This window comes from Sneathiella sp., assembly GCF_029233945.1.
Classification (GTDB): domain Bacteria; phylum Pseudomonadota; class Alphaproteobacteria; order Sneathiellales; family Sneathiellaceae; genus Sneathiella.
This window is the reverse complement of sequence record NZ_JARGOQ010000074.1, coordinates 1-13,071: the sequence shown is the minus strand read 5'-3', so window position 1 is coordinate 13,071 and position 13,071 is coordinate 1. Positions and strand designations below refer to the sequence as shown.

At 55.6% G+C, this 13,071-nt stretch carries 13 protein-coding genes; 6 read left to right on the top strand and 7 right to left on the bottom strand.

What is annotated here, in order from left to right; all coding sequences use genetic code 11:
* Nucleotides 1-76: 76 nt before the first annotated feature.
* Nucleotides 77-847, top strand: coding sequence for a hydroxyacylglutathione hydrolase (gloB, locus tag P1U71_RS16615; protein ID WP_301106784.1), 771 nt, complete (start codon nucleotides 77-79; stop codon nucleotides 845-847).
* A gap of 3 nt (nucleotides 848-850) precedes the next feature.
* On the top strand, nucleotides 851-1,285 hold the full coding sequence (locus tag P1U71_RS16610; protein ID WP_301106782.1) for a cupin domain-containing protein: 435 nt from the start codon (nucleotides 851-853) through the stop codon (nucleotides 1,283-1,285).
* Here the strand turns inward: P1U71_RS16610 and P1U71_RS16605 are convergent.
* The 4 genes from P1U71_RS16605 to P1U71_RS16590 all read right to left on the bottom strand — a co-directional run bounded on the left by P1U71_RS16605 (nucleotide 1,282) and on the right by P1U71_RS16590 (nucleotide 5,592).
* Nucleotides 1,282-2,226, bottom strand: a complete 945-nt coding sequence (locus P1U71_RS16605) for an EamA family transporter (RefSeq protein ID WP_301106781.1) — start codon at nucleotides 2,224-2,226, stop codon at nucleotides 1,282-1,284. The genes P1U71_RS16610 and P1U71_RS16605 overlap by 4 nt on opposite strands.
* 53 nt (nucleotides 2,227-2,279) lie before the next feature.
* On the bottom strand, nucleotides 2,280-3,002 hold the full coding sequence (gene phbB / locus P1U71_RS16600; RefSeq protein ID WP_301106780.1) for an acetoacetyl-CoA reductase: 723 nt from the start codon (nucleotides 3,000-3,002) through the stop codon (nucleotides 2,280-2,282).
* 27 nt (nucleotides 3,003-3,029) lie between these two features.
* Nucleotides 3,030-4,199, bottom strand: a complete 1,170-nt coding sequence (locus tag P1U71_RS16595) for an acetyl-CoA C-acetyltransferase (RefSeq protein WP_301106779.1) — start codon at nucleotides 4,197-4,199, stop codon at nucleotides 3,030-3,032.
* A gap of 145 nt (nucleotides 4,200-4,344) precedes the next feature.
* Nucleotides 4,345-5,592, bottom strand: a complete 1,248-nt coding sequence (locus tag P1U71_RS16590; protein WP_301106777.1) for an alpha/beta fold hydrolase — start codon at nucleotides 5,590-5,592, stop codon at nucleotides 4,345-4,347.
* A 235-nt stretch (nucleotides 5,593-5,827) separates the two neighbouring features.
* On the opposite strand from P1U71_RS16590, the gene phaR reads away from it, so the two are divergent.
* On the top strand, nucleotides 5,828-6,442 hold the full coding sequence (phaR, locus tag P1U71_RS16585) for a polyhydroxyalkanoate synthesis repressor PhaR (RefSeq protein WP_301106775.1): 615 nt from the start codon (nucleotides 5,828-5,830) through the stop codon (nucleotides 6,440-6,442).
* A gap of 203 nt (nucleotides 6,443-6,645) precedes the next feature.
* Complete coding sequence (locus tag P1U71_RS16580; protein ID WP_301106773.1) at nucleotides 6,646-7,077, top strand: hypothetical protein; 432 nt, start codon at nucleotides 6,646-6,648, stop codon at nucleotides 7,075-7,077.
* Nucleotides 7,078-7,090: 13 nt separating this feature from the next.
* Here the strand turns inward: P1U71_RS16580 and msrA are convergent, their stop codons facing one another.
* Nucleotides 7,091-7,573 carry a peptide-methionine (S)-S-oxide reductase MsrA gene (gene msrA / locus P1U71_RS16575; RefSeq protein ID WP_301106772.1) on the bottom strand — a complete coding sequence of 161 codons (483 nt, stop codon included), beginning with the start codon at nucleotides 7,571-7,573 and terminating at the stop codon, nucleotides 7,091-7,093.
* Nucleotides 7,574-7,749: 176 nt separating this feature from the next.
* On the opposite strand from msrA, the gene P1U71_RS16570 reads away from it, so the two are divergent.
* Nucleotides 7,750-9,234, top strand: a complete 1,485-nt coding sequence (locus tag P1U71_RS16570; protein ID WP_301106771.1) for a PLP-dependent aminotransferase family protein — start codon at nucleotides 7,750-7,752, stop codon at nucleotides 9,232-9,234.
* 7 nt (nucleotides 9,235-9,241) lie between these two features.
* Nucleotides 9,242-11,032 carry an extracellular solute-binding protein gene (locus P1U71_RS16565; RefSeq protein ID WP_301106770.1) on the top strand — a complete coding sequence of 597 codons (1,791 nt, stop codon included), beginning with the start codon at nucleotides 9,242-9,244 and terminating at the stop codon, nucleotides 11,030-11,032.
* A gap of 2 nt (nucleotides 11,033-11,034) precedes the next feature.
* On the opposite strand, the gene P1U71_RS16560 is transcribed toward P1U71_RS16565, so the two are convergent.
* Both P1U71_RS16560 and P1U71_RS16555 read right to left on the bottom strand, forming a co-directional pair.
* On the bottom strand, nucleotides 11,035-12,033 hold the full coding sequence (locus P1U71_RS16560) for a glycosyl transferase family protein (RefSeq protein WP_301106769.1): 999 nt from the start codon (nucleotides 12,031-12,033) through the stop codon (nucleotides 11,035-11,037).
* Nucleotides 12,034-12,066: 33 nt separating this feature from the next.
* The coding region (locus P1U71_RS16555; RefSeq protein ID WP_301106768.1) for a DUF4175 family protein at nucleotides 12,067-13,071 on the bottom strand (1,005 nt) is incomplete at its 5' end.

The following is a 13,071-nucleotide window of genomic DNA, read 5'->3' as shown; positions in this document are numbered from 1 at the left end:
ATGACATCAGGTCTGAGCATAGTGTTATACTGACATAAAATATAGAAATGGAAACTTAACAAACAAAGAGCACCCAATGAGCAAACTGGAAATCCACCAAATTCCCGTCCTGAGTGACAATTATGTCTATTTGTTCCGGGATCCGGAGAGCGGGCTGGTCGGCGTTGTCGATCCAGCGGTTGCCGGACCGGTCCTGGACAAGCTGAAAGAGTTGGGTTGGACGCTCACCCATATCATAAACACCCATCATCATCCGGACCATACCGGCGCCAATCTTGAACTGAAGGAAAAGACGGGCTGCACTATTGTCGGCGCAAAAAAAGATGCCGCGCGTATTCCCGGGATCGATGTCAAGGTTGAGGAAGGCGATATTTTCGAATTCGGCAGCCAAAAGGCGCAGGTTTTTGAGGTGCCGGGCCATACGGTCGGGCATATTGCCTACTGGTTTGAAGAATCAGACGCGCTCTTCTGCGGCGATACACTCTTTGCCCTTGGTTGCGGCCGCCTGTTTGAGGGAACGCCCGCGCAAATGTGGCAAAGCATCAGCAAATTCCGCGCCCTTCCTGATGAGACCAAGGTCTATTGCGCCCATGAATATACCGAGGCGAACGGCCGCTTTGCCGTTGCGGTTAATCCCGCGAACAATGCCCTCAAAAAGCGCTTTGCCGGGATTGTCGAGATGCGAAAGAAGAAAATCCCGACTGTTCCCTCCACCCTCGGTGAGGAAAAGGAGACGAACCCCTTTATGCGTGCCGATGATCCGGAGCTCGCCGCAGACCTCGCTTTGAGCGGCGCTGATCCCGTTGATGTTTTCGCCGAAACCCGCCGACGCAAGGATAGCTTCTAGCCAATGACCCTTACCGCCGCCGATATCATCCAGCGCCTCAAAATGCAGCCTCATCCGGAGGGCGGTCATTTTGTCGAAACCTTCCGCGATGACCTGACCCTGCCGGAGACGAATCGCGCTCTATCCACGGCCATCTATTACCTGCTTGAAAAAGGGGATCGGTCCCATTGGCATCGCGTCGATGCGGTGGAAATCTGGCATTATTATGCGGGAGCGCCGCTCACCCTTTCCATCGCTGCGGAGGATGCGCCGTCGGAAGAATGGATTTTGGGTGCCGACCTTCTTAAAGAGGAATATCCGCAAATTGTCATTCCCCGCAGTTCCTGGCAGTCCGCGCATTCGAACGGGGACTGGACGCTCGTCGGCTGCACGGTCGCGCCGGGATTTGAGTTTGAAGGGTTTGAAATGGCGCCGAAAGACTGGGCCCCGACGATTTAGTCAGGCTTTGCAGGCTTCCATAACGCACGCAGTATTTTCAGCGATCCGACGAGCGCACCGACGGTGATCAGAAGACAGCCAAAAAGCAACGACCAGGAAAAGCTCGCCACGCCAACAGCCAGCAGAATCAAAGTGGAGAGCAGGGGCGAGAGATAGGACAGCACGCCCAGCGTCTGGATATCGCCATGCTTCATCCCGCGATCCCAAAGGAAAAACGCCGCGCCGACCGGACCGAGACCCAACCCCAATACCGCCAGCCATTGCAGTGCATCCTCGGGCCAGAGTGTGACCTCAAACAGGAGGTGGCACCCAAGTGACAAGAGTGCGGTAATTCCACAAAATAGCCCGATCACGTCGGAAGAGACAGCCGAGTACCGCCTGCTCAGGACCGAATAGCTGGACCAGATGAAGGCGCAGCAGATGGCCGCAAGATAGCCTGTGCTGTACTCCGGTCTAATCTCCAGCGCGGCACCCTTTGTGATCAACAACCCGGCACCGGCCAAACTGATCAATCCACCGACAAGATGGAACCAGTAGAACCGCTCCCCCGGCAGCAGGGTCGAGAACAGGACGATCAGTAGCGGCCAGAGGTAGGCAATCAAACCGGCTTCCGCCGCCGGAGCGTTTTTAAGTGCCAGAAAATAGAAGAAATGATAGCCGAATAATCCCGCAACCCCGAGGACCCAAAGTCCCATTGGGATCTTGAAGAAAGGCCGGATATCCTGCCGATAGAAAAGCCATTTGAGCGACACACCGACAAAGGCTGTTCCAAACGTCATGGCGGTGAGCTGGAACGGAGGAACCTGAGCCGTGCCCGCCGTGAATAGGGCGAGAAGCGCCCATAGCAGGATCGCACCAAGTCCGCAAAGGCTCGCAACCGTTCGTTCCGTCGTCTGACTGTTCATGGATTTGTCCGAAATATCCGGAAAAGAAAATGGCATGTGCCGGTCTCCCAGCATCATGCCATCTTCAATAACAACCGTAAAGATCGGGGTCAGTACATATGCTGGCCGCCGTTAATCGAGAGGGTTGAACCGGTAATGAAGCCCGCGTCATCCGCCGCAAGGAAGCAAACCCCCCGTGCAATTTCAGATGCCTTACCAAGCCGTCCGACCGGAATACCGGCAACGATTTTTGCCAGCACATTTTCCGGCACCGCCGCCACCATGTCGGTATCGATGTAGCCCGGTGCAATGGCGTTCACCGTAATGCCCTGCCCCGCGCCTTCCTGGGCCATCGCCTTGGTAAAGCCATGAATGCCAGATTTCGCCGCGGCGTAGTTGACCTGCCCATACTGACCGGCCTGACCATTGATCGATCCGATATTGATCACACGGCCGAACTTTGCGGCACGCATATCATCAATGGTTACCCGGCACATATTGAAGCAGGACCCAAGGTCGGTATCGATCACCTTCTGCCAGTTTTCCGGGCTCATCCGATGCAATGTCCCGTCGCGAGTAATGCCCGCGTTATTGACGACGACTTCAACGTTGCCGAGGTCGGCTTTCACCTTGGCCACGCCTTCTGTACAAGCATCAAAATCCGACACATCCCATTTATAGGCGGGAATGCCTGTGCGATCGGAAAACTCCTTCGCCCGTTCGTCATTCCCGCCGTAGTTTGCCGCGACCTTGTAACCTTTCTCATGCAGCATGATGGAAATGGCCTCGCCAATTCCTCGGGTGCCGCCCGTTACAATTGCTACTCTCGACATTTTCTGCCCCCTTTAGTCCCTAGTTAGCTATCGTTCAACACACATGGCGATACCCATACCGCCACCAATACAAAGTGTTGCCAGTCCTTTATGCACATCACGTTTCTGCATTTCATGCAGCAGCGTAACCAGCACGCGGGCTCCCGATGCACCAATCGGATGGCCGATGGCAATGGCACCACCGTTCACATTGACCTTGCTGGTATCCCAGCCAAGATCCTTATTCACCGCACAGGCCTGCGCAGCAAAAGCTTCGTTCGCCTCAACAAGGTCAAGATCGTCGGCAGTCCAGCCCGCTTTTTCAAGCGCGGCGCGGCTCGCCGGAATGGGCCCTGTGCCCATGATCGCCGGATCAACCCCGCTTTGCGCCCAGGAAACAATCCGCGCAAGCGGCTTCAGTCCCTTAGCTTCGGCCGCTTCCGCCGTCATCAGCACGACGGCGGCGGCCCCGTCATTAATACCGGAGGCGTTTCCCGCCGTGACCGACCCGTCCTTCGCAAAGGCAGGGCGCAGGCCGCTCAGTTTTTCAAATGTGGTGCCACCGCGAATATATTCGTCCTGATCGACAACCACATCGCCCTTGCGAGTGGAAATGGTGACCGGCACGATCTCGTCCTTGAAACGACCTGACGCCTGAGCCTCGGACGCCTTGCGCTGAGACTCCGCTGCGAATTGATCCTGCACTTCCCGGGTGATCTGCCATTTCGCGGCGACATTTTCCGCCGTGTTTCCCATGTGATATCCATGAAAGGCATCGATCAGCCCATCTTTCAACATGGTGTCAGTGAATTCCAGCGGGCCCATTTTCTGACCATTGCGAAGATGCGCGCAATGCGGGGCCTGGCTCATGCTTTCCTGGCCACCCGCCACGACAACCTGAGAATCGCCGTTCAGAATTGCCTGATAGCCAAGCGCCACGGCGCGAAGACCAGAGCCGCACAGCTGGTTCACGCCCCATGCCGGCACCTCATAGGGGACGCCGGCATTGACAGAGGCCTGCCGCGCCGGATTCTGACCCTGACCCGCGCTCAGGATCTGACCGAGGATGACTTCGGAGACTTCGCTTGCATCTGTCTTGGACCGTGAGAGCGATTCCTTGATGACAATCTCGCCGAGTTTATGCGCCGTCAAAGGCGCCAATGCGCCATTGAAAGAACCAACCGGCGTGCGGACTGCACTGGTAATGACAACATCCATAGTTTATTTCTCCTGTTTCGAATGCGTAATTTTAATTCAAAATTCACTTCGTATGAGAAATTTTACAATCATTTTTCTTCCTTATACGAAATAACGTTAGTTTTTAGGAACCGCAACCCCTTTCTTGCGTTCCCCGGATAAAAACTCAGTTCGCCATGACCCAATCTCCCAGCTGACGCCATAATCCATCCTCCGCCTTGCCTCCGGCCATCATGCCGACATGTCCCGAGGGCGGGGTGATGACTGTCGCGGATGGCAAGACGGATGCCAGCGCGAGCGCGGAGGGTCGCGGAACAAGCTTGTCAGTTTTCGGAACCGCAATAAGGGACGCAGCGGAAATATCCTGCGGCCGAACAATTTCCCCGTCAACCGCCCATTGCAACAAATTCGGTTCGTTCCGGCCATACCATTTATCAAAAACATCCGCCGCCACATGCCGGACGAGCGGAAAACCATCGTTCAGCCAATCCTCAATGGCGACAAATTCTTTCGCCTGATCGGACGCCATGTCCATTTTCACGAATTTGCTGAATTTCCGAAGGCCAAGGTTTGGGTCTAGGCTGGCAAAGAGAGTTTGCAGCAGATCGACCGGCATCTCGCCGAATCCGGCAAGAATATTTGCCCACATTTCCCGCTGATCGAAAAGCGCCTTTGCCTGGCCGCCAAATTCCGCGTGAAAATCCCAGGGCGCCGCGATGGCGATGAAGCTCTGAATTTTGTCCTGCCGACGTTGCGCGGCCGCAACCGACAGGGTCCCCCCCATGCAGTATCCTGTGAGATGAAGAGGAGCTCTCGCATATGCCTCGGATACAAAATCGATCGCGGGACAAATCCTGCCGGTTATATAATCGGCAACATCGAAGCCCCGCTCCGACTCTCCCGGACCGTTCCAGTCAAACAGGATCGGGTGCAGCCCGCGCATCGCAAGATAATCAACAAGGCTTCGTCCCGGCATAAGATCGAGAATATAGGCGCGATTGATGAGGGAAGGCACCAATAGAACAACTGGCGCAGAAGAAGGGGCCTCCGGTGCACCATCCAACAGCTGGGTGGTACCCTGCTGCCAGATTACCGGACGGTTACGCTGTTTCCGACGGTAAGGGTGGTCGTGGTACAGGCGAATTCCGTCGATCATCTCCCGCACCTGTTCACTGCCCTGATCTGCCAGCTGTTGGAGCAGGTCCGGCCCATAGCCCATGGCTTCGATATCGAGGGAGCTGCCGACAGGCGTTGGAATATCCGGTTGCAGGGAGAAAGCATCTTCTTTCTGGCGGAGCGGGAGGCCCGCAAGGGAGCTTGCAACCGTTGTTGTCGCCAATCCCAAATGCAGAGCCAGCGGACGCGGGCCGAGGCGGGGCATTGTCGAGATGGTTTTTGGCGCGTCAGTTTTCATCCGCCAACACCTGTTTCAGCAGTATAGTTACAGTCTGGGATATCATTCTTGCCGCCGCTGCATATCATACTGCTCTATATATACCAGAGCAGTCGCCTTGCCACTTGGCAGAATACTTTATTTCACCTTTGTGATGCATTTTTACCAACGGCATTGCACAATAAACTTGCGCAGCGCAACAATTACAGGTGAAAATACACGCCAATATCTCTTCCAGCAGAAGTTAGGAGACACCGTGGTTGAAAAAACAGCAGATGACAAAAAGCCAATTGTCATCAAAAAATATGCAAACCGCAGGTTATATAATACAGCCACGTCATCATACGTCACGCTGGATCATTTGAGCCGGATGGTGAAGGATGGGACTGAATTTGTCGTGTTTGATGCAAAGTCGAACGAGGATATCACGCGCTCGGTCCTGACCCAGATCATCTTCGAGGAAGAAGCCAAGGGCCAGAATCTGCTTCCCATCAACTTCCTTCGACAACTGATCAGCTTTTATGGCGACAGGCTGCAAACCGTGGTTCCAGACTATCTGGAGATGTCGATGCGATCCTTCACCGACAATCAAGATAAAATGCGGGATGTCCTGCCTGAGAATCTGACGACCAACCCCATGTTCCAGCAGTTCGAGGAAATGGGACGCAAGAATATGGAAATGTTCAGCCAGGCGGTCCGCATGTTCTCTCCCCCCAGCTATTTAGGGGGCACGGAGGGCCGCGCGGACAAGGATAAGCCTACCTCCTCCGCAGAAGAAAAACCTGACCAAACAGCCGAGATGATGCAGGAACTCCAGGAACAGTTGAAGTCCATGCAGAAACGTATTGATGAAATGAGCGGCAAGAAATAACGCCGGGAGTTGTATCTTTCGCGGTTTTATGCTAAATTGTTTTTATAACTACAGGTTTCGTTAAGGGTTTTTTGTGAAATTATGCTCAAAATCCCAAGCTGTGGTTTGGGCTGACGGAGAATCAGTCGCCCCCCAATGTCTTCGACTTCAGAATGAAGATCGATTACTTCTGAGAAATTAGATCAGTCCGGGATTGGATATTAATGGACGTTACGCGGGCCATTTCAAATATTCTTCCGCCGCCAACAAGACGCGAGGACGGCGGTGCCCATCAGTTCGGGCGCAGAAGCGCCGCCGCGGCGCAAGAAGATGCGCGCGTTGAAGAGGCGCCCGCCCTCGGCGCAGGGCGACATCATGCCCGAGATGATATCAAGACTGGCAGGGAAACGTCGCCGGTTCCCGTCAAGCTTCGGGAAATTCAGTCTACCTTCACATCCTCACGTGAGGCAGGAACTTCGCTTCACATGGCCTATTCCGCGCCGTTTCTTGCCCAGCAGCTGGCCCAGCAGGATGACGCAGTGACCGAAGCCGACCCCGCCGAGGCCCATCGCCGCGCCACATCCGCCTATGACAGCAGCCTAAATCTGACCGCAACGGTTTTGGGGTTTGACGGTCATGCGGAACGGGTCGCCTGACCAGAAGCCGCCCTTAAATATGACAAGTCGCAAGGCCACGCTTTTCCAGATATTGCTGGTGATAATCTTCCGCCGGATAGAAATCGAGCGCCGGTGAAATTTCCGTAACGACCGGCCGACGGAACAGCCCGCGACTTCCTTGCGCCTCTTTCGACGCCTCGGCAATTTTCTTCTGTTCCTCATTCCGATAGAAAATCGCGCTGCGATATTGTGTGCCAATGTCCGGCCCCTGACGATTGAGGGTCGTCGGATCATGGCTCTGCCAGAACACATCAAGGATATCCTCAAAACTCACCACCGCCGGATCGAACATCACCTGAACCACTTCGGCATGCTGGGTTCGGCCGGTGCAGACATCTTCATAGGTGGGATTTGCCGTGATACCACCCTGATAGCCGACAACGGTTTCCTTTACCCCCTTTAGCTGGCGAAAGGCGGCCTCGACCCCCCAAAAGCAACCGGCACCAAAATAGGCAATTTCTGTTGTTCCTGTCATCTTTGTCTCCTCGCACTCAAGATCGGCGCTGTTCATTATTTCGCGCATTTTCAGAAGAATGCAACCAACTACAAGAAAACTTGATCGGAAATGATAAATGGCCGAAATATATCTTGGTATTGGTTCATTAATTCCGTAAAATTTACACAATTTCCAAACCAATTGGAACGGCCCCTATGTCCCGCCGCCTCAAAAATGCGCAGTTGCAAACATTAACGCTCGACCCCGAGAGCGCGATCGCTCTGCATCAACAGCTTTTCCTCGCGCTGCGCCAGGCAATCCTTGAAGGCCGGCTAAGGCCCGACACCCGCCTTCCCTCCAGCCGTTCTCTCGCTACTGATCTCAACGTTTCGCGCAATACGGTGCTGAGTGCCTATGATCAACTCATGGCGGAAGGGTATCTGATCAGCCGCGTCGGGGCCGGATCTTACGTATCGGATCAACTTCCCGACGATTTGCTGCAACGCAAGACCGAGGGTCACGCACCGGGCGTTCAGGCGCGGGAAATCTATCTTTCCAAGATGGCCGCAGCATTCATGGGCAAAACACGTTCATCGGAGAAAAGAGGCTTGCCGTTCTCGCCGGGCCTACCCGCACTTGAAACCTTCCCGTTTGAGGATTGGGCCCGCCTTCTCTCTCGCCACTGGCGGCGGCCGGGGCGCGAATACCTGGTCGATAATCCCGTTGGCGGCGCAAAAATACTGCGCGAGGCCCTTGCCTCTTATCTCGGGCAAACGCGGGCGGTGCGATGCCATCCCGATCAGGTAATCATCCTTTCCGGGTCACAACAGGCTATCCATCTGGTTGTCCGCGCCTTTGCCGAGCCGGGAGATGCCGTCTGGATGGAAGAGCCGGGCTATCCCGGCATTCGCGATTCCATCCTCTCCGCCGGGGCGGTGCCGATCTCCGTTCCCGTGGATGAGGAGGGGTTTGCGCTTGCCCGCGCGCGGGAAATAGCGCCTGCCGCCCGCCTCGCCTGTATTTCACCGTCCCATCAGTATCCGCTGGGCCAGACAATGTCACTCGCCCGGCGGCTGGATCTTCTGAAATGGGCGAAGGAGGAAGGGCGCTTTATCCTTGAAGATGACTATGACAGCGAATATCGCTATGCCGGACGGCCATTGTCCTCACTGCAGGGTCTCGATGATGACAACCGGGTGCTTTATGTCGGCACCATGAGCAAGGTCATGTTTTCCGGGCTCCGGGTCGGCTACATGGTCGTGCCGGATGATCTGGTGGATATCTTCCTTGCACTTCGCCAGAATATTGACAGCCATTCCCCCTCCGTGCCCGAGGCGGCGCTCGCGGATTTTATCAATGAGGGCTATCTCGCCGCCCATGTCCGGCGTACAAGGCTGTTATATGAAGCACGGCAGAAGTGCCTGCTCTCACTGCTTCAGGAAAAGTTGGGTGATATCATTATGGTGGCACCACAAGGCTCCGGAATGCATCTTGTTGCGTATCTGCCGCCCGGCATCAAGGATAAGGAAGTGGAGCGAGAGGCGGCCAAGGCAGGTATGCTGGTGCGGGCCCTTTCCGGATTTTACAATTTGCCGACAGACCAGACCGGCCTTATTCTCGGTTTTGCCGGGACGCCGGAACAAGAAATGCCACATTTGGTCGATAGGCTCACTGATATTATCCGCAGCAAGGCACCGTAAATTTTAAATGAAAAAACATCCTTCATTCCTCCTCTTCCTGATGGCCTTTTTTTTCAGCTGTGCGGTCCCGTCACAAGCCGCAGAAAAACACCACGCCATCGCTATGCATGGAGAACCGAAATACCCTGCCGGATTTTCGCATTTTGACTATGTCAATCCAGACGCACCAATTGGCGGCACATTGCGCCTTAGCGACATTGGCAGTTTCGATAGCCTCAATCCTTTTCTGCTGAAAGGAGTCACTCCACGCGGGCTCGGCGATGTCTATCAGCCCTTACTGGAACGGTCCCGCGATGAACCCTTCACCCTGTACGCCAATATTGCCGAAGCCATTGAAGTTGCGCCGGACCGCAGCTGGATCGTCTTTCATATTAACCCCAAAGCGCACTTTTCGAACGGCACCCCCATCACGGCGGAGGATGTACTGAGTTCTTACGAAACCCTCCGCGAACAGGGACGACCGAATGTTCAACTCTATTACCGCAAGGTGACAGCGGCCAAAATTCTATCCCCTCTCTCCCTTCGATTTGCGTTCGAGGAGGAAGGGCGTTTCGAGATGCCCCTTATTATGGGGCTGATGAGCGTTTTGCCGAAATCCGAACTCCTTGAAACCAACTTCGAGAAAACCTCCCTCACCCCCCTGATCGGGTCCGGCCCCTATCTGGTTGCGAAAGTCGAGCCGGGTCGGCGCATCATCTATCGCCGGAACGAGAATTTCTGGGGATGGCATCTGCCGCAGAACAAGGGTCGGCATAATTTCGAGCGGATAATTTATGACTATTTCCGCGATGACGATGTCGCCCTGGAGGCGTTCAAATCCCACAATATTGATGCCCGTTTCGAAAGCAATGCAGCCAAATGGACCGCCGCCTATAGCGGGCCGTCGGGCGCTGAGTATAAAAAATCAACACCGAAGCTCAGTATACCTGCCCCAATGCTCGCCTTTGTCTTTAACACACGGCATAAGAAATTCGCTGATCTGCGTGTCCGCAAGGCCCTGACCCACGCCTTTGACTTCGAATGGGTAAACGCCAATATTCTCCATAGCCTCTATAAGCGCACGCACAGCTTCTTCGAAAACTCCCCTCTCGCCGCCGAGGGCACAATCAAGGATGCCGAGCGGGACGTGCTCTCTCCCTTCGCGGATGAACTGCCTGAGGCCGTGTTTAACGACGCTTTTAGCCTTCCCAAAACGGACGGTTCGGGCCGGGCGCGCGTTAATCTCAAAATAGCGCGGCAATTACTCCTGGCTGCCGGTTACAAGATTGAAGATGGTATTCTCACCCATCAGGAAACCGGTCAGCCGTTCGAGGTCGAATTCCTGATCAATAATACCGACTACATCAAGATGATTTCCCCGTTTCAGCGGAATCTCGAACTTCTGGGAATCCAGAGCAATATTCGCCAGATCGATACGGCGAGTTACCAGAATCGCCTGACCGACTATGATTTCGACATAATCATCAATAGCTGGGGCCAGTCGCTCTCGCCGGGGAACGAGCAGGCCTTCTACTGGAGCCGGAGCGCCGCCGAAACACCGGGCACGCGAAATTATCCGGCCATCCGCCTTGCCGCCGTCGATGCGATGATCGAACGGATTGCCACCGCGCAGGATCGGGAAACGCTGGTCAATGCGGCGCGCGCGCTCGATCGGGTATTACTCAACGGGCATTATGTCATCCCGCTCTATTATACGGACGCGCAATGGCTGGCACATTGGCCGGAAATCAGGCTACCCGCCACACCGTCCTATTGGGGAACCAGTGCAGACTTATGGTGGTATGAAAAGGATGGCTAGGCTTAGCCGAACCGGTTTTTATCGCGGCTTTCCCAGACTTCCCGCGCGCGCGCCTCAGTCTCGCAAACCGCGAGGGTAGGTTCCGCCTGCCGTAGCGCAAAGGCAAGAGTACCGATAACCGCGAGAATAGGCACGGGCAAGTCAAGCTCCCCCCGCCAAAGACGGAGAAGCTGATCCGGTGCCAGATCCTCCTCCCGCCATTTATAGACATTCTCCTCCGTCATCGCGGGCCATTCCTGCACCACCATCTCGCCATCCACCAGCGCATCGGCAAGAACCGGCTTCATCGGATTGCGCTGCACTTCGCCGCCGCCACCCTTGAAAATCAGGCTGTTGGGCTGGTCGAGCGCCCTCACCGTTCCAAGATGCAGGGCTTTATAAGGCGGATGGAATACCCCCTGAAGCTGATAAGGCGCACGGAATGGGTTAATGTCCCGCCCGAAGGTATTCACCGCCGTTCGCACACCAAGCAAAGGCCGCAATTCAAAGAGCGCCTGAACGGAGGGGCAGAAATTCTCCAGCCCAAGATAAACAAGGTTACTTCCCCCCAGCCGCGCCGCCGCGTCGGGGAGGGAGGTTGCCTCCGGAATACCAAATACCGCAAGGCCCGGTCGTGTCGGCGCATAGCCATCCACGTAGCCCTCAATGCCATGCATCAACACCTTGTATCCCTGATCGGCCAGCAGGATGGCGGACAGGATAAACCAGGGCTGCTGACGATGCCGGTCCGCATAGGATGGCCAGTCAAAATCAACCTCAGCTGTGATGTTTTCTTCGAGGAAGTGATCGCGCGCAGCGGCGACCATGCCGGCAAGCTCTTCTCCCGTCTCACCCTTCCGCCGCAGTAGCAGCAGGAACGCGCCAAGCTGCAATGGCTCGACTTCACCAGAAAGCACCATATTCATGGCGGCCCTCGCTTCGTCAAAAGTCATGTCCCGCCACATTTTCGGGCCCTTGCCGAGAATGCGGACATATTGCGCAAATGGATGATCCTGAGTCATGGCGAGGATTTATATCAGAATTTGCGAACCGCCCTAGAAAATATCGAGCAGGCGCTGCAGATAATCGCGTTCAATATAGCTGCGCGCGGGATCGGAAAGCCGTCGCTGCAGCTCATCACGAATGGAGCGGCTCTTGCTAAGGCCATTGGCCTCACCGCGCATCAGCGCGTTGCCGGATGTCCGTCCCTGCCCGTCCTCTTCCGTCATCGACCGGCCAAGCGGGTCCCGCCCCTGTCCCGGCTGTCCGGGCCCGGCGGACTGAGTGCCCTCTCCCTGCCCGTTCTCCATCATCTGCTGAGCGAGTGATTCTGCGCCCTGACGAAGGCTTTCAAGGGCATCGCTTTCTGATTGCAGGGCGGATTGCCCCTGACCCTGTCCCAGCGCGTCCCGAGCATTATTCATGGAGCGTTCCGCCTGGCCAAGCGCGCCTGGTATTTCTCCTTCCGCACCAAGCCGGCCCATCAAATCGCCGAGCATCTGACGCAACGCTTCCTGAACTTCGGCCAGATCCTGCAAATTGCCGCGCTGGCCTTGCTGCCCGGATTGACCTTGCTGTCCCTGCTGGCCGGGTTGTGTCCCATTTTGCGATTGCTGGCCCTGCTGGCCGTCTCTGTTTCCCTGTTGCGATTGCCGACCCTGGGATTTACGGAAGGTCTCATCCAGAAGCTCCTGCTGCTTCTGCATCAACTTACCAAGCTCATTGAGCATTTGCTGTGCCGCCTGCTGACTGGCGGAAGGTTGTCGCGCTTCGGCTGTCTTCAGGTTTTCCATAATGTCTTGAAGCTCACTCAGCAACTGCCGCGCCGCGTCCCGGGCACCGCCGCGGGCGAACTGATCAATGCGATCGAGTAGTTTTTGTAAATCCTGAGATTCAATAAACTGGTCCTGGCTATTGGGGTCGCCCGCCGCCTGATTATCCATGGGCTGCGCCTGCTGCGCGAGGGCTTGAAGGAAATTCTCCATGGCGGCACGCAGTTCCTCGACAAGACGCTTGATCTCGGCATCGCTGGCGTTGTTGTTCAGCGCCTCCATCAGGGC